At 46.5% G+C, this 1,407-nt stretch carries 1 pseudogene; it reads right to left on the bottom strand.

Annotation, left to right across the window (positions count from 1 at the left end):
- Nucleotides 1-382, bottom strand: a pseudogene (locus tag BTM36_RS26440) (lyase family protein); the annotation flags it as partial.
- Between the last annotated feature and the right edge of the window lie 1,025 nt (nt 383-1,407).

Here is a 1,407-nt window from a genome sequence, read left to right on the forward strand (position 1 = left end):
CCTCGCGCACACTCTTGCCCGTTTCGGCGCAGCTTTTGCCGACGATGTCACCGTTATGGTGGCCAATAAACGGGTTGAGGTAGGTCACAATACCAATCGCGTTATAGACATAGCCTTCGCACACAGACTTGTTAGCCGTGATACCGCTGACGCATTTTTCCAGCAGGTTGTAGCAGGCGTTGGTCAGAATGTGGATGGACTCAAACATGGCCTGGCCAATCACCGGCTCCATCACGTTCAACTGTAACTGGCCCGCTTCGGACGCCATGGTTACGGTGGTGTCGTTACCGATGACTTTGAAGCACACCTGGTTCACCACTTCCGGCACGACCGGGTTCACTTTAGCCGGCATGATGGACGAGCCTGCCTGCAGTTCCGGCAGGCGCTATGTTCGGTTTCTAGGCGCTTGTGTTGCTGTCCCTTGCTGCGTCATGGATTGTGCTCTTCCGATCTTAACTTACGTGCGCCGTTGGCGAACAACGGTAGCGTCTTGGAACAATCCACCCCCAACAAGTGGCCGGAATGGGAAGTTCCGGGCGGGCAATTGACTACCAAAGGTGGCGTGCTTGAGGTCTATATGGGCCACTACATGCGTGAGTGGCTCTCGGTGGTCGCCGTATCATTAAACAACAACAGAGGTCTGAGCGGAGAAGCATAGCTTCCCTAGAGTGTGATAATCAAATACATATTAAAAGTCGACTAAAATACAGTACCAACGTCACTTGACGTAGAGCCGTTTTTTCTTAAAAGATAAGAAGTATAAAACCCCTATAAAGGGGCATGTTTCCTTTATCTCCTACGGAAGTGGAATGTCCAATTAAAACCGTCGCTTTGCGCGGCAACATCGGACCACCTGGCATGGCAAGAAGCAGTCCGTACGTCGCTACGAAGCACAGGACGTGCGAGTACAGGCGTTGCGACAGGACGTCGCATTTTTAGCCTGTAAGGACGCTTCCGCTTTTGTTCTTTATCTTAATTTATTTACATATTGACGCATATCATCCATTAAACCTGATAAGCAAATGGTAATTGGAATGCCAATCTTCATCATTTTAAACTTCTTTTTGTTTTTCTATTTGTCAGGTCTTGCTAGTTGAACCTTATCATAAATAGCATTTAAGGTCATATAAATGAATAGAAGGTAGAAATCTGAAGTGCAGGGTACTTTTCTCAGGGAGAACAGCTAGAAACTGGCAAAAGGAGGAAAGTTATGGAGTACATTGGGAACTATGTAATGGCGTTTATCGAAATGGGAGGATTACTTTCACCGTTATTATTTATTTGTTTTCATTTAATAAGGCCATTATTCTTTCTCCCGGTAGTATTTGTATGTGTCACAGGAGGAATTTTATACGGGCCGATAGCAGGCACTATTTATTCGGTTGTAGGAATAACCTTATCTAGCGT

It is taken from the genome of Herbaspirillum sp. VT-16-41, from assembly GCF_001994935.1.
Lineage (GTDB): Bacteria > Pseudomonadota > Gammaproteobacteria > Burkholderiales > Burkholderiaceae_D > Herbaspirillum > Herbaspirillum frisingense.